This window comes from Photobacterium swingsii (assembly GCF_024346715.1).
Taxonomy (GTDB): domain Bacteria; phylum Pseudomonadota; class Gammaproteobacteria; order Enterobacterales; family Vibrionaceae; genus Photobacterium; species Photobacterium swingsii.
Window position 1 is genome coordinate 3,674,652 of sequence record NZ_AP024852.1, and the last position, 18,569, is coordinate 3,693,220.

At 46.5% G+C, this 18,569-nt stretch carries 15 protein-coding genes; 7 read left to right on the plus strand and 8 right to left on the minus strand.

Going from position 1 to position 18,569, the window contains the following annotated elements; translation table 11 throughout:
* Window positions 1-526: 526 nt before the first annotated feature.
* A complete protein-coding gene (locus OCU77_RS16715; protein WP_048900011.1) occupies window positions 527-1,144 on the minus strand; it encodes a c-type cytochrome in 618 nt (205 codons plus the stop codon).
* A gap of 156 nt (window positions 1,145-1,300) precedes the next feature.
* On the opposite strand from OCU77_RS16715, the gene yihA reads away from it, so the two are divergent.
* The gene (gene yihA, locus OCU77_RS16720) at window positions 1,301-1,972 is read left to right on the plus strand and encodes a ribosome biogenesis GTP-binding protein YihA/YsxC (protein ID WP_048900010.1); all 672 of its coding nucleotides are present in this window, start codon (window positions 1,301-1,303) and stop codon (window positions 1,970-1,972) included.
* Between the two features lie 730 nt (window positions 1,973-2,702).
* Here the strand turns inward: yihA and OCU77_RS25285 are convergent.
* Both OCU77_RS25285 and polA read right to left on the minus strand, forming a co-directional pair.
* A complete protein-coding gene (locus tag OCU77_RS25285; protein ID WP_438616993.1) occupies window positions 2,703-2,750 on the minus strand; it encodes a hypothetical protein in 48 nt (15 codons plus the stop codon).
* 192 nt (window positions 2,751-2,942) lie between these two features.
* On the minus strand, window positions 2,943-5,720 hold the full coding sequence (polA, locus tag OCU77_RS16725) for a DNA polymerase I (RefSeq protein ID WP_048900009.1): 2,778 nt from the start codon (window positions 5,718-5,720) through the stop codon (window positions 2,943-2,945).
* Between the two features lie 377 nt (window positions 5,721-6,097).
* Between polA and elbB the strand changes: the two genes are divergently transcribed.
* Window positions 6,098-6,748 carry an isoprenoid biosynthesis glyoxalase ElbB gene (gene elbB, locus OCU77_RS16730; RefSeq protein ID WP_048900008.1) on the plus strand — a complete coding sequence of 217 codons (651 nt, stop codon included), beginning with the start codon at window positions 6,098-6,100 and terminating at the stop codon, window positions 6,746-6,748.
* A 393-nt stretch (window positions 6,749-7,141) separates the two neighbouring features.
* Here elbB and OCU77_RS16735 read toward each other — a convergent pair whose 3' ends face one another.
* The 4 genes from OCU77_RS16735 to recQ all read right to left on the minus strand — a co-directional run bounded on the left by OCU77_RS16735 (window position 7,142) and on the right by recQ (window position 11,058).
* Entirely contained in the window at window positions 7,142-7,585 is a 444-nt protein-coding gene (locus OCU77_RS16735) for a GNAT family N-acetyltransferase (protein ID WP_372022687.1), read from the minus strand.
* A gap of 98 nt (window positions 7,586-7,683) precedes the next feature.
* The gene (locus OCU77_RS16740) at window positions 7,684-8,361 is read right to left on the minus strand and encodes a 7-cyano-7-deazaguanine/7-aminomethyl-7-deazaguanine transporter (protein ID WP_107303101.1); all 678 of its coding nucleotides are present in this window, start codon (window positions 8,359-8,361) and stop codon (window positions 7,684-7,686) included.
* Between the two features lie 178 nt (window positions 8,362-8,539).
* On the minus strand, window positions 8,540-8,866 hold the full coding sequence (locus OCU77_RS16745; protein ID WP_048900007.1) for a DUF3630 family protein: 327 nt from the start codon (window positions 8,864-8,866) through the stop codon (window positions 8,540-8,542).
* Between the two features lie 347 nt (window positions 8,867-9,213).
* Window positions 9,214-11,058 carry an ATP-dependent DNA helicase RecQ gene (gene recQ, locus OCU77_RS16750; RefSeq protein ID WP_107303100.1) on the minus strand — a complete coding sequence of 615 codons (1,845 nt, stop codon included), beginning with the start codon at window positions 11,056-11,058 and terminating at the stop codon, window positions 9,214-9,216.
* A gap of 167 nt (window positions 11,059-11,225) precedes the next feature.
* Between recQ and rarD the strand changes: the two genes are divergently transcribed.
* The 4 genes from rarD (at window position 11,226) to ggt (ending at window position 15,728) form a co-directional block, all read left to right on the plus strand.
* Window positions 11,226-12,137: an EamA family transporter RarD gene (gene rarD / locus OCU77_RS16755; protein ID WP_048900006.1), complete on the plus strand. Its 912-nt coding sequence runs from the start codon at window positions 11,226-11,228 to the stop codon at window positions 12,135-12,137.
* A 128-nt stretch (window positions 12,138-12,265) separates the two neighbouring features.
* The gene (locus tag OCU77_RS16760; protein ID WP_048900005.1) at window positions 12,266-13,060 is read left to right on the plus strand and encodes an AraC family transcriptional regulator; all 795 of its coding nucleotides are present in this window, start codon (window positions 12,266-12,268) and stop codon (window positions 13,058-13,060) included.
* Window positions 13,061-13,172: 112 nt separating this feature from the next.
* Window positions 13,173-13,862: a LysE family translocator gene (locus OCU77_RS16765; protein WP_048900052.1), complete on the plus strand. Its 690-nt coding sequence runs from the start codon at window positions 13,173-13,175 to the stop codon at window positions 13,860-13,862.
* Window positions 13,863-13,961: 99 nt separating this feature from the next.
* Window positions 13,962-15,728 carry a gamma-glutamyltransferase gene (ggt, locus tag OCU77_RS16770; RefSeq protein ID WP_048900004.1) on the plus strand — a complete coding sequence of 589 codons (1,767 nt, stop codon included), beginning with the start codon at window positions 13,962-13,964 and terminating at the stop codon, window positions 15,726-15,728.
* A gap of 123 nt (window positions 15,729-15,851) precedes the next feature.
* On the opposite strand, the gene uvrD is transcribed toward ggt, so the two are convergent.
* Window positions 15,852-18,023, minus strand: coding sequence for a DNA helicase II (gene uvrD, locus OCU77_RS16775; RefSeq protein WP_107303099.1), 2,172 nt, complete (start codon window positions 18,021-18,023; stop codon window positions 15,852-15,854).
* 277 nt (window positions 18,024-18,300) lie between these two features.
* Between uvrD and OCU77_RS16780 the strand changes: the two genes are divergently transcribed.
* Entirely contained in the window at window positions 18,301-18,564 is a 264-nt protein-coding gene (locus tag OCU77_RS16780) for a BufA1 family periplasmic bufferin-type metallophore (RefSeq protein WP_048900003.1), read from the plus strand.
* The last annotated feature ends 5 nt before the right edge of the window (window positions 18,565-18,569 follow it).

Genomic DNA, 18,569 nt, shown 5'->3' on the forward strand with positions numbered 1-18,569 from the left:
TGTGTCTGCAGCTAATCCTAAGCTGGCTTTCCTTAAGCGCGTTATCATCCTGATAACAAAATTCACCATCCATGTGGATACACGATTCCTTCATGTATCTGTCTCACGCTGACGCGTAATCCTTGAGCCCCGTCCTAGGTATCCTATTTCGTATCCTACGAATCATTGGTATCCGAACCAGACTGCCTTGTATCCTTCGAGCTCCTGCTCATGCCGCTCAATGGCGCTTCCTATTTCCTTGTCGCTCTCCTTGTCGACGGGGATAACTTTACGCGAATCCCAAGACCAAACAAGGCGCTACAAAAGAGAAAATCATTGTAAGATTTTTTCAATAAAGCTAACTGGTTATAAATAAAGAAAATTACTGCTATTTATTGTGATTTATTCAGCCTGAACAACCATCACGAATAGTCGATCTCGCACACGCCAGTCAGCTTTCGCAGATTTAAGACAAGTTTCAGCTGCACTGCTGTTATTTAGATACAAAAAAAGCAGCCTAAGCTGCTTTTTTCACACTGGTCATCAATCAGTGTAATCCACCTACATACTGAGAAAGTGCAGTAATTTCACTATCACTCAGTTTTGCGGCCACAGCACGCATCATGGTGTTCATATCATTTTGACGTTCACCTGCACGGAACTTCTCCAATTGCAGCTTCACGTATTCCGCATTCTGACCTGAAATTTTAGGGAAGCCAGACAAGCTAGTACCATTACCACGAGGGCCGTGGCAGGCAATACATGCTGCAACACCGCGCTCGGCATCACCAAAGCGGTAAAGTTGTTGGCCAATTTCAATCGAAGATTCTGGCGTGGTGTTATCTGAAATAGGTAAAGAAGCATAATATGCCGCAAGGTCTGACATATCTTGCTCTGATAACGGCATTGCCATTGCACTCATCACAGGATCGTTACGACCTTGTTTACCACCAGAGGTAATACCTAACTTAAATTCTTTCAGCTGCTTTTCCAAATAGCCAGGGTGCTGACCTGCAAGTTTAGGGTATTGCGCCATGATGCTATTACCATCCGCACCATGACAGGCTGCACATGTCGCAGCTTTCGCTTTCCCTGCTTCTGCGTCTCCCTGGGCCCAGGCTGAGCAACTGGCAAGAAGAGACAATATCAATACTAATTTCTTCATGACATTCCGTTTATAATTATTGAGCTTCCAGTACCACAAGTAATGCTCAGCAACATGGTATACAATCGACCACAAACCGAGCACGGTTAGATATATTTTACACAATTTCACATAAAAGTAATCAGTCGACTACATGAAGACTTGACGGAGTTAACAGTGAATCAACTTCTCAACTATAGAAATACACGTTTTATCACAAGTGCACCTGACATTCGCCACTTGCCTACTGACACTGGCGTTGAAATCGCATTTGCTGGTCGCTCTAATGCTGGTAAGTCAAGCGCACTTAACCGCCTGACCGACCAGAAGGGCTTAGCGCGTACGTCTAAAACTCCAGGTCGTACTCAGCTGATCAATATGTTTGAAGTGACGCCGGGTTGTAACCTAATCGATTTGCCAGGCTACGGCTTTGCGCAAGTTCCGCTAGAAATGAAGAAAAAGTGGCAACGAGCGCTGGGTGAATACCTACAAAAGCGTGAATGTTTACAAGGTCTTGTGGTACTGATGGATATCCGTCACCCAATGAAAGATTTAGACCAACAGATGATCATGTGGGCTGTTGAAAGCCGTTTACCTGTTCTTGTTTTGTTAACAAAAGCCGACAAACTGAAAAGTGGTGCACGTAAACAGCAATTGATGAAAACCCGTAAAGATTCATTAACCTTTGGTGGCGATGTACAAGTCGAGTTTTTCTCATCATTGAAAGGCTTAGGTGTCGATCAAGTGCGTGCAAAATTAACGGAATGGTTTACACCAGAGCTCGAACGCCAACAAGCGTTCTTGGCTGAAGATGGTGAAGCGCAGATCAGCGAAAACACTGACGATTAAGATCCCTATCTGTTGCTCTTTTATTGCTCTAAGGACAGAGCAATAAAAATTCCCCACCAGCATGGTGGGGCAACGGGAGAGAAATAGGAGGTTTTTTATTTTTGTCCAAAAAGGATCAATGATTTCCCTACCCAACGCAAGTTTTTTGTCCTACCTTTGTTGATTTTTTCAACAACTATAGCTCAGGTTTCATCACGTCTTTACAGCCGAAACATCACCTTTTAGTGACTTGGCCAACAAAATTCGCTCAGTTGTTTTTTATTGCAAATTAACCAAGTAAAAAACAAACAAGCCATCATCCCTTACTGAAATTTTATTACACAACTCAAATTCCAGACAAAAAAAAGCCACCGCTAAAAAGTGGGTGGCGATTTCATTTATTTGTAAACAAAGCGACAAATGGTCACCTTGTTCTGTACAAATATGAACAAGAAGCTAACGCCATTATACCGCATCGCCTCTTAAATTAAAGTAATTACTCTAATTATTATTCTGTTGCACAGCAACCAGATCCAAATATAAAACAGTGAGCATATTGCAATTAAATGACTGATTCAGTTTCAGGTAAAATAATACAAGCTCAGATGCAGCTATAGCTGGCTTAGCTATAAAGATAACCAAAAGAAAGAAAAGAAAGTCGTATCGCGAGGAAAAGGAAATAAGTGAAGGAGGAATAGATTTTCTTTGGCCCAATAAAAAACGCCCCGGTCAAAAGACCAGGGCGGCTGAATCAGCCAAATCCAATAACGTGAAACAAAAGGTCTGAAAGATAGAACATCTTACCTCTGTACCCTACGTCATTAACTGTACAACAATCGTTCAGATATTGAAAGAGGATTTCGTTATTTTTTTTCACATTCCTGTAATTAGGTTTTACATATAATTGTCATTAGCCGCTTAATTCACATAAAAAAATAGCCAGCATCTGCTGGCTATTCATCGTTTATCTGCTTAAATCGCTCTCAATCCCTTAGTGGGCTTGATCCCAGTTGTCACCCGAGTCAGCATCAGCCACTAGAGGCACGTCCAATTGTGCTGCTGCTTCCATCAAGCGTTGCACTTCAGCCGTCACACGCTCAAGGTGTTCTTCCTGTACTTCAAATACAAGTTCGTCATGCACTTGCATTAGAAGGCGAACTTGGCCTTCAGGTTGTTGTTGCACCCACTCATCCACCAACACCATGGCACGCTTGATAATATCAGCCGCTGTACCCTGCATTGGTGCATTGATGGCTGCACGCTCCGCTGCCTTACGACGAATACCGTTACGTGACTTAATATCAGGCAGGTGTAAACGGCGCCCAAATAAGGTTTCAACAAAGCCTTGTTCACTGGCGGTATTACGCGTGCTTTCCATGTACTCCAGCACACCTGGGTAACGCTCAAAGTACAAATCCATATACTCTTGTGCTTCATTACGCCCCATGCCAAGCTGCTTCGCCAGACCAAAGGCACTCATGCCATAAATCAGACCAAAGTTGATCGCTTTTGCACGACGACGCTGTTCGGTTGAAACGGATTCAATCGGCAACACAAGGATCTCAGCCGCTGTCGCGGCGTGAATATCTTTACCATGGCGGAAGGCATCCAGTAGAGCTTCATCACCAGAAAGGTGCGCCATGATACGTAATTCGATTTGAGAGTAATCGACAGCCAGCACTTTATAACCCGTTGGAGCGATGAAAGCCTGACGAATACGACGACCTTCAGCATTACGAATGGGAATATTTTGTAGGTTTGGATCGCTTGATGACAAGCGGCCCGTTGCTGTTACCGCTTGATGATAAGAGGTGTGCACACGCCCCGTCGCTGGGTTCACCATCTTCGGCAGTTTATCGGTATAGGTTGATTTCAACTTCGATAAACTACGGTATTCCAAAATCAATTTTGGTAATGGGTAATCCAATGCCAATTCTTGCAATACTTCTTCATTGGTTGAAGCCGCGCCTGACGGGGTTTTCTTCAAAATAGGTAAGCCCATTTTTTCGAACAAAATCGCCTGCAGTTGCTTAGGTGAACTTAAGTTGAACTCTTGTTCTGCAATATCAAATGCTTGTTGCTGAAGCTCATCCAAACGTGCAGCAAGTTCTGACGATTGCGCGCCCATTAACATACTGTCAATCAGCACACCGGTACGCTCAATGCGTGACAGCACAGGAACCAGCGGCATCTCAATGTCTTCAAACACGGATTTTAGCTTTTCATCAGCATTTACTTTAGCAATCAGTACATTGTGAAGACGTAGTGTAATATCTGCATCTTCTGCAGCGTAAGGACCCGCTTGTTCTAAATCGATCTGGTTAAAGGTCAGTTGCTTCTTCCCTTTACCAGCAATCTCTTCAAAGCTAATTGTTTTATGTTCTAGGTAGCGTAGCGACAAGCTATCCATATCATGACGGCCAACAACACTATTGAACACGTACGACTCCAGCATGGTATCGAAAGCAATACCCTGCATATCAATGTCGTAACGCGCCAGAATGCTCGCATCAAACTTAAGGTTTTGACCGACTTTGGCTTTGCTAGCATCTTCCAGTAATGGTTTTAATTGCGCTAGTACCCAGTCGCGATCCAGCTGAGCAGGTGCATCCAAGTAATCGTGAGCGACAGGAACATACGCCGCTTTGCCTTCTTCCACCGCAAATGACACACCAATCAGGTTCGCTGTCATGTAATCAAGGCCGTCAGTTTCAGTATCAAACGCGACCACTTCCGCACTATTCAGTTGCTCAAGCCAAGCGTTAAAGCTCGCTTCATCCAGCACGGTTTCGTAGCCACTGCGATCAATCACAGGCGCAACAACTTTTGGCTCATCAGCAGCCCCCGCGCTAACAACACGCTCATCCGCAACAATTTTGCCATCACTGCCATCCAGCATTTCACTCAACCAGCGGCGGAACTGCAATTTACCAAACAGCTTAGTCAGTTCGTCAGTATCAGGGGTTGTTTTCACTAACTCATGCGGTGCCATATCAAGCTCAACATCCAGCTTGATCGTTGCCAGTTGGTACGACATATATGCCGCTTCTTTGTTGTCTTCCAACTTTTTAGGCATGGTTTTCGAACCACGGAAGCCAAGCGCCGGAATATCTGCCAGGTTATCGTACAGGGCGTCTAAGCCGCCAATACCGGTTAATAAGGCTTTAGCGGTTTTCTCACCCACCCCTGGTACACCGGGGATGTTATCGACCTTATCGCCCATCAGTGCTAAATAGTCGATAATCAACTCAGGACCAATCCCGAATTTCTCTACCACGCCAGCAGGATCCATCACCACATCTGTCATGGTATTGATCAGAGTGACATTCTCATCCACTAGCTGCGCCATATCCTTATCACCCGTACTGATCAGTACAGGCATTCCCGCTTTCGATGCTTGGCTCGCCAATGTACCAATCACATCATCAGCTTCCACCCCTGAAATCGAAATCAAAGGTAAGCCCATTGCTTTAATCACAGCATGAAGCGGTTCGATCTGACCACGAAGATCATCCGGCATTGGCGGACGATTCGCTTTATATTCCGGATACATGTCATCACGGAAAGTCTTGCCCTTCGCATCGAAAATGACCGCAATATGCTCAGTCGAAAACTGGCGTAACATACTGCGTAGCATGTTCACCACGCCGTACACAGCACCTGTTGGTTCACCATCAGAATTAGTGAAATTAGGCGCAGCATGGTAAGCACGGTAAAGATAAGATGATCCATCGATCAAAATAAGCGGGTTATCTGGAATAGTAGCCATAGAGATATTCTTATATCCGGAAAAGTCATAATCATTCGGCACACAGATTGCGCATAATATATGCTCAAAGAGAGGAATCTGTATGGCGGGCTACTAGAATGCCACGGCAACCCGCCAGTGTTAACTGATGTTTTCCCCCATGCACCCTTAATCTGTGGATAACTTTGTTAGTATTTAATTCCTAAGCTGGGATCAAAATTATCCACAATGAAAAAACAACAAGCAAAAACCATTAAATTCAACAAGATAACAAAAAACAGACAAATAGATCCTTGATCGAGCAATGATCATTGATTGTGGAAAACGTTAGCACCATTATCTTAAATTAAGCGTACCGACTGTAAAAATAGACAATTTTGACTAGAAAGGAAGCCAGAATGAAAAGAATTGCGGTAATTTTGAGCGGCTGTGGGGTATTTGATGGTAGCGAAATTCACGAATCCGTCCTTTCCCTATTAGCCATTGAACAAGAAGGCGCCAGCTGGCATTGCTTTGCCCCCAATATTGATCAACACCATGTGATCAACCACCTCACAGGGGAAGAAAGCCGTGAATCACGCAATGTATTGATCGAAGCCGCTCGGATCGCCCGAGGTCAGATCCAAGACGTACAAGAGCTGAATGCCAGCCAATTCGACGCACTCTTACTACCCGGAGGCTTTGGTGCAGCCAAGAACCTATCAGACTTTGCCCTGAAAGGCAGTGATTGCACGATTCACCCCGATGTACTGAGTGCTTGCCAAAGTTTTGCCAAAGTCGATAAACCTGCGGGCTACCTCTGTATTGCGCCTGCGATGATCCCGCTCATTTATGGCTCAGGCGCAAAAGGAACGATCGGCACGGATCCTGACACCGCGAAAGTGTTCAATACCATGGGAGGTGAACATATCGAGTGCCCTGTACATGACTTCGTTCTTGATCAAAAACGCCGTCTACTTACCACGCCTGCCTATATGCTCGCTGGCAGTTTAAGCGAAGCGGCTAGTGGTATTAATAAGTTGGTTAAAGAATTGGTAAAACTGGCGTGATCGGGAAAATCGCAAGAATGGGTCTAAGAAGTAAGAAGTAAGAAGTAAGAAGTAAAATTGGTAAACGCTAGAAAAGAAAAAGCGGCGCAACTTTGGAAGGCGCCGCTCAGCATAAGTGGTGTGTTGTTCCTAGCCCTACACTGGGAACATTCATCCATGAGCTGAAGTACACTGGAAGCAATGTGAGCAATGTCGTGCCTTCAGAACGCTAGCTGATGTAACCGCCATCGCCTGAGTGCCTGTTAATAATAACCATTCTCATCTTTATTGCAAGCACTTATTGAGAATTAATTTCATTTAGGTGCTTTTCAGTGGCTGCTTCCCCCTGTAGTCCTATCCATTGGCCCCATCTACCAACCAATAAAACCAAACTTAAATGCATTTAAGTTATTGTTATTTAATGAGTAGCTTTTCGAAGTACACCCGATAATCGGCCACTTGGCCTTTCTTTTCAAGCTCAAGGATCTGATAACCATTTCGCAGTAACAAACGCAGCATGGCGGCAAATCGGTTACGTGATTTCACGGTTAAACGCTGGTAGCCCTGCGCCCTAACCCAAGTTTCTTGCGCTTCTAGCAAAGCTTGCGCAACACCATGGCCACGCCCTGAAGGAGAAACACCGCCAATCCAGCTGTAAAATTCAGCCTCCGATTTTGCGTAACCGATTTTAACTCCCACAAGCTGATCATTAACCTCAGCCACCAACACCAGTGTTGGCTGATCCGCTAATCGCGCCTGTAAGCTCTCTAATGTTTCAACATGATCAAACTCTGTGATCGTAGCAAGCACAGTGAGTGCTTCTTCCAAACTTGCTTGGCGAACCTGCATTTTAGGCATTCCTTTCATCTCAATGGACGGCGACACACGATATGCTGCACCAATTTTTAAATAAAAAAAAGCCAGTGATTAACTGGCTTTTGTCATGATCGTTAGCGTCATACTAATTTTTGCTCACCCAAGTAGTTAGGGTTTAGCGCAGTCAGCTTCCTCACTAAGTAGTTGAGTAAAACACCATAGATAGGGACAAACAGGCCTAAACTAATTAGTAGCTTAAAGCTGTAATCAACTAACGCTATCTCTGTCCAGTTTGCCGCCATAAAGGCATCTGGACTGTTATAGAAAGCGATAGAGAAGAATGCGAGAGTATCTAAAGCATTACCTATAATGGTTGAGCACGTTGGCGCAACCCACCAGCTTTTTGCTTGGCGTAAGCGGTTAAATACCGACACATCCAGAATTTGTCCTAATAGATAAGCCATAAAGCTTGCCACCGCAATACGCGCAACAAACAGGTTGAATTCCAATAGATGGGCAAAGCCTTGATACTCCCCTTGGAAAAAGACGACCGACAAGCCATAAGAAATCAGCAGAGCGGGCATCATTACGCGCAGAATAATTTTACGCGCCATCTGAGCACCAAAAATACGGACGGTTAAATCTGTTGCCAAAAAGATGAAAGGGAAGGTAAACGCGCCCCACGTGGTATGGAACCCCATCACGGTAAAAGGAAGCTGTACAAGGTAGTTGCTTGAAGCAATGATCACTAGGTGAAATAACACTAAGTAGGAAAGTGCTTTGCGCTGCTGTGCGGGTGTAAATTGCGAAGTCGTCATTAAAGAGACCTTTTTGTCATTGGGGGAGAGGGAACCCAAATATATTCACGCGGTAGGATCTCACCCCTACGCGACCAAGCGGGCGATTATACAGTAACCAATCAAGCTGCCTAGCCCTGTTGCTGCCAACCAACCCACGCAATCGTTTCACTGCTGAAGAAAAAGCCAAATGCGTAAATTAACAATATTGGCCTTCATCTTTCGGCAGCATACTGGCAATGAACACCAAGGTATCATTGTCGGCACTCGACATTGCCTCTAACCATAATGCACCGCTGTAATGTTCGCCTTTAAGCAATAAACGGCAACCTTCAAAGTCGATCAGCCAAACATGTAAGTCCGCATTTTTTTCTCGCTCAACCACAGTGGAATCGATCCTCTCCACCAAGGCGACCGCCACTTCCTCAAACGTGTCATAGTCAAAATCAGGGGCGGTTAATAACAGGTGACTATGTTCGATATCAAGACGACGCACCGAGAAGGGCTCATAGGGAAATGTTGACATATAGACTCCTTTTGCAGCGAAATACTAGCTAAAATTCGCTATTTGGTTTAATTCCTGTAACCAATTGTTGCTATGGGTATCAAACCATAAGGCAGCTATAGCCAAGCGCTATAACTTCATGGTTTTATGACTGTGTTGCCAAGCCAATTGTATTAATGCGACTCATCACCCTTAATACAATCTTGGTAGCAGGTGAAATTAACATTCTCACCAAATACGCAAGCTGTTTTGTAGCGACGACGACATAATCTCATTATGTTAGAAACGCATTTTATACCGGACTCGGATAAGTCCGGTATTTTTTTGCCTGTTATTGGCTAGGCAAGCACGTCCCGCCTCGGCAACGATTAATAATCGACCGTCGCCATCAAGTGCTCTTCAATCAAGGTTAAAAAGGCTTCACCGTATTTCTCTAACTTCCGCTGGCCTACTCCATTTACCGCCAACAAAGCACCCGATGAGGTCGGGAGTTTTTCTGCCATTTCCATTAAGCTGGCATCGTTAAATACGACATAAGGTGGCAAGTCATCTTCATCGGCAATCGCTTTGCGTAGCTTACGTAATTTCGCGAACAGTTTTTTATCGTACTGACGATTGGCCAATTTATCGTTTTTCGCGGTACGCGCGGCGCTGTCTAGCCGTGGCACAGCCAACTCTAAACTGATTTCACTGCGCAGTATCGCGCGAGCTTTTTCGGTTAACTGCAGAGTCGAGCTACGCATAATATTTTGATTCAAAAAGCCTAAATGAACCAACTGACGTAAAATGCTGATCCAGAATTCATTGCTGTGTTCCCGCCCAATACCATAGGTGGTTAACTTATCGTGGCCGTGTTCACGGATCCGCTGATTTTGCATGCCACGCAGCACTTCCACCACGTAAGTCATCCCGAAATTTTGATTAACACGATAAACACACGACAACGCTTTTTGTGCCACTTCTAGCGCAGCAAAGCGCTTAGGGGGATCAATACAAATATCGCAGTTACCACAAGGCAGTTCACGGTGCTCGCCAAAATAATGCAGTAATACTTGGCGACGACAGGTTTGCGCTTCGGCAAACGCCCCCATCGCATTCAACTTATGGCTCTCAACCCGTTTTTGTTCCCCTTCTTCTTTTTCATCAAGGCAGCGGCGTAACCATGCCAAATCAGAAGGGTCATAAAAGGTCACCGCTTCCGCAGGTAAGCCATCCCGCCCTGCACGCCCTGTTTCTTGATAGTAGGATTCAATATTTCGGGGAATATCGTAGTGCACCACAAAGCGCACATTGGGTTTGTTGATCCCCATGCCGAATGCCACGGTAGCCACCACAATGTGAATGTCATCGCGCTGGAAACCTTCTTGTACGTACGCCCGATCACTAAAGTCGAGTCCCGCATGATACGCCGCCGCACGAATACCTTCACCACACAACTTTTCAGTGATTTGCTCAACCCGTTTGCGGCTATTGCAATAAATAATGCCGCATTGACCACGCACACCCGCGAGGTATCGCGTGAGCTGTGCCATAGGTTTATATTTTTCTTGCAAGGTATAGCGAATATTCGGCCGATCGAAACTACCCAAATACACATGCGGTTCCACTAAGGCCAGTCGACTCACTATGTCGCTGCGGGTTGTATCATCTGCCGTGGCCGTTAGGGCTAAAATTGGTACATCAGGGAAGTGCTGTTTAAGTACCCCAAGCTCCGCGTATTCTCGACGGAAATCGTGCCCCCACTGAGAAATACAATGAGCTTCATCCACAGCGATCAAACACAGTGGCGTGTCTTTGAGCCGTTCAATAAAATCAAACATCAAGGCACGTTCAGGTGACACATACACCAAGGTCACTTGCCCCGACTGCATAGCCTCGAAAGTATCCATCACCGCTTCACGGGTCATGGTTGAATTTAAGTACGCGGCAGCCACCCCATTGGCTTTAAGTTGGTCGACCTGATCTTTCATCAATGAAATCAAAGGCGAAATCACCAAGGTCAGGCCATCGAGCATTAATGCGGGAATTTGATAACACAGTGATTTGCCACCACCGGTTGGCATGATCACTAAACCGTCTTGCCCTGCTGCTGCTGCTTCAATGACTTCTTGTTGACCCAAACGGAATGCTTGATAGCCAAACACATCCTGCAAAATTTGCTCGCTGGCGGATGGGGCGATCGGTGTTTGAGGTTCAGCGCAGCTTGATGACATAACACAGCTCTTTAAACAAAGGGGCGAGTATTCTATACCAAACGCCGCCGCCGAGCATTCCCTGTTGAATCTGGTTGGTTTCTGTTCAAGCATCGTTTTATACTGCAGCCACATTTTTCGACAAAAATGCCCTCTTTTCGCCTTTTTATATAAACAGCTGGAATTCAATGGACGAGCAAGCACAACAAACACGACGAGGGGTTTTTCTCGCCCTCGCAGCCTACACCATGTGGGGCATTGCACCTATTTACTTCAAGTCATTACAGCATGTCAGTGCATTTGAAATACTCAGTCATCGCGTGATCTGGTCTTTCTTTTTCTTGGCGGGGATCATAGGTGTCCGTCGTCACTGGCACAAAGTGGCCGTTATTCTACGCCAACCCAAAATGCTATTAATTCTCGCCGTGACATCTGTGCTAGTCGGCAGTAACTGGCTGATATTCATCTGGGCGATCAACAATAATTATATGCTCGATGCCAGCTTAGGGTACTACATCAACCCTTTGTTTAATGTCGTGTTAGCCATGATTTTTCTGGGAGAACGCTTACGTCCATTACAGTGGCTTGCGGTCGCACTCGCGGCAGCGGGGGTACTCGTACAGTTAATTCAATTTGGCTCACTCCCTTGGATAGCACTCGCATTAGCCGCCAGCTTTGCTAGCTATGGTTTGCTTCGCAAAAAGGTCAACCTTGATGCGCAAACAGGATTATTCATCGAAACCTGTTTACTGCTGCCTATTGCCGCCTTTTATGTCCTCATGATTGCCGATACCCCCACCTCGAACTGGGCGTTAAACAGCACCACGACCAACTTACTGTTAATGGCTGCGGGGATAGTCACAACGGTACCGCTGCTGTGTTTTACCGGAGCTGCCACCAAGTTGCGCTTCTCTACTCTGGGCTTTTTCCAGTACATAGGCCCGAGCTTAATGTTCTTGCTGGCCGTCACCGTCTACGGTGAGGCGTTTACTGCCGATAAAGGGATAACCTTTGGCTTTATTTGGGCAGGTCTGATGATATTCAGTGCAGACGGCTTACGTACCCATCGCCACAATAAAAAACAGATCCCAACAGGTTAAGAGACTCGCGGTTTAATCCATGACCATGCGGTGCGGTACTGTAACTTTTTTACAAGCCGCACCGTCATGGCTATGGTCTACTTAGGGGAGCCAAGCAAAAACATGCAGAATCAACGGGGAGCATTGCTATGAATATAATCAACCATCGCAAAAGCCCCATTGATGACATCAACCTGATTGATGCTCACTATCAAAGCTTTGCATTCAAGCGCCACTATCACTTGGATTACCATTTAGGCTTGATCACTCAAGGTCAGCAACAATACTTCTACCAAGGTGCCAAACACACGGCTGGCGCGGGGCAATTAGTGATCATGCCACCTGATGAAATCCACGATGGCCAACCCAAAGAGCAATCTGGCTATCACGTTAAAGTGTTTAGCATTACGCCTGATTGGTTAAGCCAGCAGGCCGAAGAAGTATCAGGCAAAAACCACTACAGCTTCCCGCAAAACAACATTGCTGATCAGCCGTTATTTCATCAACTCACCCGACTACATCAACAACTAGAGAGTCCATTCATCTCTCAGCTAGCAAAAGACAGCTTACCGATCGAGTCTTTTTCCTATTTGTTAACCCACTATGGTCAAGTCCGGGACGTGGGAGTCACCGCCTTAGGCAGTAAAGATTTGTCTCAGCTGCGTGACTATGTGATGGCTCATTTAGATCAAAAAATCGGCTTAGACGATTTGGCAACCCTGTGTCAGCTCAGCCCATCGCAAATGCTACGCCAATTTAAAAAAGCAACGGGGATGACCCCATACGCTTGGTTAGCCCGATTACGACTTGAGCATGCAATGGCACTATTAAAAGCTGGATTTAGCAGTACCGAAGTGGCCTATCACGTCGGCTTCTACGACCAAGCACATTTTGCCAATGCCTTTAAAAATACCTACGGCATTGCCCCTTCACACATTAAATAGCCCCCAATCGTCGTCACTGTCATTTTTTTACAAGCGTCCATTTGAATACTGCGGCATGCTATCCACCATTGGGCATGCCGCCCAGTTATTTGAAGGATATCGCGCCACAATGATCAACGAAGCCACCACCCTATTAACACTTGTGACTGTCCACGTCATTGCCCTGATGAGCCCAGGCCCTGACTTTGCCTTAGTGGTACAAAATGCAGGTCGCTATGGTCGCCAAACTGGGATCAGCATTGCTTTAGGGCTATCCCTTGGCATCTTGATGCACTCTATTTTGAGCCTCACAGGCGCAAGCCTGCTGATCCATCAACACCCGATGTTATTTGCCCTACTGCAAGCCGCTGGCGGCAGTTACTTGCTCTGGCTCGGCATTGGTGCCGTAAAAAGCATTATCATGCCGTTATGGCGAGCAAAGCGGTCAAGTGTAAATGCACACCCCGCCGAACAATCGACGCCCTCATCCAAGGAGCAACCACAACAATTATTGGCTAACCGCAAGCAAGCGCTCATGAAAGGTTTCACCACCAATATTCTGAATCCCAAAGCCTTGGTGTTTTTTATTAGCCTCCTCTCAACCTTGGTGCCTGCTGATATGTCATTAACAGGGAAAATCAGTGCCATCGTGATTTTATGGCTCACCGCTTTCATGTGGTTTGCACTATTAGCTTGGCTATTAACGGGCAAGCGCCTCCAACAAAAATTGCAATATGCCGCACCCTACATTGACGGTATCTGCGGGGTACTCTTTATCAGCATTGGCTCAATGATTTTATGGTCTGTGGTCAGCGGAATTTGAATTTAAGCACAAAAGCTGTCCAATAATTAGACAAGGCATAATAAGGCTGCCACTCTGATTTCATTGCAAACGGAATGCACATAAATCAAAGGATTGCCAATGCCGAAAATCACCTATCCAACACTCGCCAAGCTCACATTCAGCTTGGCGTTGGCTTGTTCTAGCCCCTCACTTATTGCCAGCCAAACCACAGACAGCATCGCACCAGAAGCGGCTACAGGGTTACAGCAACAAACGCTGGTAACAGGCAGTGAATGGATGGTGGCGGCCGCCAATCCTCTTGCCAGTGAGGCTGGTGCACAAATGCTGCGCCAAGGTGGCAACGCAATTGACGCCATGATTGCCACGCAATTGGTACTTGGCTTAGTAGAACCGCAATCATCAGGCATTGGTGGCGGTGCCTTCTTGGTCTATTGGGATGCCCAGAAGCAAGCGATGACCACCTTTGATGGCCGTGAAACCGCTCCTTATGCCGTCACCCCTATTTTGTTTCAAGACAACAAAGGTCAACCGCTACAATTCTTCGATGCCGTGGTTGGCGGCCGCTCTGTTGGCACCCCGGGCACCGTCAAATTGCTTTGGCACACCCACCAGCGTTTAGGTAAATTGAAATGGAAAGATCTGTTTGCTCCCGCGCTAAAACTGGCACAGAAAGGGTTTACCGTGAGCCCGCGCTTAGCCTTATTAGTTGAGAAAGATCAAGCGTACCTCCAGCGCTTTGCCCCAACCAAAGCCTACTTTTTTAACGACGATGGCACCCCAATCCAAGCAGGGCAACAACTCAAGAATCCGGAATACGCCAAGACACTGCGTCTGATCGCCGACCAAGGTGCGACTGCCTTTTACCATGGTCAGATCGCCAAAGATATCGTCAAAGCAGTGCGAAGCGTAGAGGAAAATCCGGGCGTCTTGAGCGCCATGGATTTCGCCACTTACCAAATCAAAGAACGCCCAGCAGTGTGTGCACCTTATCGCCAATACAATATCTGTGGCATGGGCCCACCAAGCTCTGGCGCCCTCACGCTCGGACAAATCATGGGCATCCTCAGCCATTACCCGCTCGATAAAATGGGCGCCAGTGACGTCCACAGTTGGCGCTTACTGGGCGATGCATCACGCCTCGCCTTTGCCGATCGAGGCCGTTATATGGCCGATAGTGATTATGTGCCTATGCCAACCAAAGGATTATTGGCCGACGACTATATCGAACAACGCGCCACCTTACTGAAAGGGAAGCGCGCACTGTCTAGCGTTGAAGCAGGTATGCCGACTTGGAGCTACGCACAGGCTTACGCCCCCGATGAATCATTAGAACTCCCCTCAACCAGCCATTTCAGCATTGTCGATAAAGATCGCAATGTGGTCTCCATGACCACCACAATCGAAAATGGCTTTGGCTCTCGCTTAATGGTACGTGGCTTCTTACTCAACAATGAACTGACCGATTTTTCTTTCCGCAGCCATGTCGCTGGTATTCCCATTGCTAATCGCATTGAGCCCGGTAAGCGCCCTCGCTCATCAATGGCACCGACGATTGTGTTAGAGGATGGAGAGCCTCGCTTAGCCGTTGGGTCACCCGGTGGCAGTCAAATTATTGGGTATGTCGCCAAAACCTTAGTTGGCCACCTTGATTGGGGGCTCGATTTACAGCAAGCCATCAACTTACCTAACATGAACAACCGCTTTGGCACTTTTGAATTAGAGCAAGACACCAATGCCGAACTCTGGGCGCCGAAGTTAGAACGCTTAGGCTTTGAAGTAAAAATCAAACCGCTCAACTCTGGAGTACAAGCAATCCGCATTGACGGAAATAAACTCATTGGCGCCGCTGACCCACGCCGTGAAGGCAAGGTGATCGCCCACTAATACCCGAATCTGTAAGACTGAGTACCTATAACACCTTGCAATAGGCAAGTATGCTCCACCCAATAAAAAGCCCGCGATATTTTCATATCGCGGGCTTTCTTCTATTTAACGAGCAGGTTGTGATTACATAGGATCAAGCTTGGCATATTGGGTTACCAACCACTTGATCCCTTCACCGTTAAAGGCCACTTGCACGCGGCTTTGTGCACCACTGCCTTCAAAATTGATAATCGTCCCTTCACCAAATTTCGGATGCTGAACACGCTGGCCTAAACTAAATCCAGTTTGATTAAAGTTATCGTTCACCGTGGTTTGGCTAAAGCGCCCACCAGTCGCAGGACGCGACACTTGCGCCTTCATACGCACTTCTTCAACGTGCTGCTCTGGAATTTCCCGAATAAAACGTGACGGCTTGTGGTAATTATCTTTACCGTATAAACGGCGCATTTCAGCATGGGTGATGTAGAGCTTTTTCATGGCGCGGGTCATGCCCACGTAACACAAGCGACGCTCTTCTTCTAACCGACCCACTTCTTCAGTCGTACGTGAACTTGGGAACATGCCCTCTTCAACACCCACCATAAAGACCACAGGGAATTCCAAGCCCTTGGCGCTGTGCATTGTCATCAGCTGCACCGCATCATCAAACTCATCGGCCTGGCCTTCACCGGCTTCTAATGCCGCATGCGACAAGAATGCCGATAGCGGGCTCATCTCCTCGGCTTCTTCTGGTACTTCAAACTGACGAGTGGCAGTTACCAACTCTTCCAAGTTTTCAATCCGCGCTTGAGCTTTCTCGCCCTTCTCTTGCTCGTACATCGCACGTAAGCCAGAATTGCGGATCACTTCATCGGTTTGCTGGTACATAGGCAAATCAGCGGTATCGTCTTCTAACGCGTTCACTAATTCGATAAAGCGACGTAGCGCATTCGCCGCACGGCCAGCGAGCACTTGCTCTTCAAGCAAGGAAATACTTGCTTGCCACATTGTCATACCGCGATCTCGCGCCGCTAAACGAATGGTTTCTAAGGTACGATCGCCAATGCCGCGTGTCGGGGTATTCACCACGCGCTCAAACGAGGCATCATCATTACGGTTCGTCATCAAACGCAGGTAAGACAGGGTGTCTTTGATTTCCTGACGTTCAAAGAAGCGCATCCCACCGTAAATACGGTAAGGCATACCCGCCTGAATTAACGCTTCTTCCAATACACGTGATTGGGCATTGCTACGGTACAAGAAGGCTGTGTCTTTCAGCACGCCGCCTTGCTCACGCCACTCTTTGATCTTACCGACCGCAAAACGGGCTTCATCAAGTTCGTTAAATGCCGAGTAAATCGAAATCAAATCGCCTTCAGCACCATCAGTCCATAGGCTCTTGCCCATGCGCTCATTGTTATTAGCGATCAATTCATTGGCGGCTTTAAGGATATTGCCCGTCGAGCGGTAGTTTTGCTCAAGGAAAATCGATGATGCGCCTTTGAAATCACTCAAAAATCGTTGAATATTCTCTACTTTGGCACCACGCCAACCGTAAATAGATTGGTCATCATCACCCACGATCATCACATTACAATCTGGCCCCGCCATTAAGCGTAACCAGGCAAATTGAATGTTGTTGGTATCTTGGAATTCGTCGACCAAAATATGCTTGAAACGCGCTTGGTAATGCTCACGAATATGTTTGTTATCGCGAATTAATTCAAACGCACGCAGCAATAATTCGGCAAAATCGACCAAACCCGCACGATCACAGGCTTCTTGATACGCGGTATATAAGCGCAGCCAAGTTTGTTCAACAGGATCGTTGAAAGTATCGATATGTTTCGGGCGTAGCCCTTCGTCTTTTTTACCATTGATGTACCACACGGCTTGACGAGCAGGCCATTGTTTTTCATCAAGGTTATGCAGTTTGATCAGACGGCGCATTAACCGCATTTGATCATCAGAATCGAGGATATTAAAGTCTTCAGGCAAACGCGCTTCAAGGTAATGTGCACGAAGCATGCGGTGACATAGACCATGGAAAGTGCCGTTCCACATGCCTGCCGATGAACCATGCATCAATTCATTAATACGACCCCGCATCTCTGCCGCCGCTTTATTGGTAAAAGTCACCGACATAATCGAGTAGGGTGATGCTTGCTCAATCGACATTAACCAAGCAATACGATGAACCAACACCCGTGTTTTACCGCTGCCCGCACCAGCCAGTACCAAGTGGTTACCTAAGGGTGCTGCCACCGCTTCGCGTTGTTTGTCATTAAGACCATCTAACAGGAGTGATACGTCCATCGCCATCTACTGGTTATTTATACAATGCTGTCGATTATAACAGCTCCATTTCAGAATACCCTGAGAAGTTATCAGTGATTCAACCTCTTGCTGACTATTTTTTGTTCTATGCTTGGAACTAGCGGAAAGTTACACCTAAGTAAATTAATTGTAAAAAAGGTGAAATTATTTTCTTGCTACCCCTTTCTTATGTTCCGAGAGCGCAAAAAGCGCCGTTAGAAACCAAAAGGAAACGTTGCTACATCAAGCAACAGTCAGCGTATAAAGAGGAATTACTATGAAGAAGACAAATATCGCCCTAGCCACTGCTGTTACTGGTCTTATTGCACTTGCAGGTACTATGGCTTCAACGTCAGCTGTTGCCGCTGAAGGCGCAAAAGAAAAATGCTACGGCGTCGCCAAAGCGGGCAAAAATGACTGTGCGACCAAAACAAGTTCATGTGCGGGTACGTCTAAAGTCGATGGCCAAAAAGATGCCTTCATCATGGTACCAAAAGGTTTATGTGACCGTCTGTCTGGTAGCTCTTCAGAGGCGAAGTAATTGGG